This is a genomic window from Neobacillus niacini (assembly GCF_046591715.1).
In the GTDB taxonomy this organism is placed as follows: Bacteria; Bacillota; Bacilli; order Bacillales; family Cytobacillaceae; genus Neobacillus; species Neobacillus niacini_L.
In genome coordinates, this window is sequence record NZ_JAWVNQ010000040.1 from 1 (window position 1) to 635 (window position 635).

General features: G+C 55.9%; 1 rRNA gene. It reads right to left on the reverse strand.

The features are described from left to right. Positions 1 to 635: ribosomal RNA gene (locus tag SFC47_RS25850) — 23S ribosomal RNA — on the reverse strand; the annotation flags it as partial.

A 635-nucleotide genomic window follows, 5' to 3' on the forward strand; every position in this document is an offset into this window, starting at 1 on the left:
CCACCTCTGACCTATCAACCTGATCATCTTTCAGGGTTCTTACTAGCTTGACGCTATGGGAAATCTCATCTTGAGGGGGGCTTCATGCTTAGATGCTTTCAGCACTTATCCCGTCCGCACATAGCTACCCAGCGATGCCTTTGGCAAGACAACTGGTACACCAGCGGTGCGTCCATCCCGGTCCTCTCGTACTAAGGACAGCTCCTCTCAAATTTCCTGCGCCCACGACGGATAGGGACCGAACTGTCTCACGACGTTCTGAACCCAGCTCGCGTACCGCTTTAATGGGCGAACAGCCCAACCCTTGGGACCGACTACAGCCCCAGGATGCGATGAGCCGACATCGAGGTGCCAAACCTCCCCGTCGATGTGGACTCTTGGGGGAGATAAGCCTGTTATCCCCGGGGTAGCTTTTATCCGTTGAGCGATGGCCCTTCCATGCGGAACCACCGGATCACTAAGCCCGACTTTCGTCCCTGCTCGACTTGTAGGTCTCGCAGTCAAGCTCCCTTGTGCCTTTACACTCTGCGAATGATTTCCAACCATTCTGAGGGAACCTTTGGGCGCCTCCGTTACTCTTTAGGAGGCGACCGCCCCAGTCAAACTGCCCACCTGACACTGTCTCCCACCCCGAT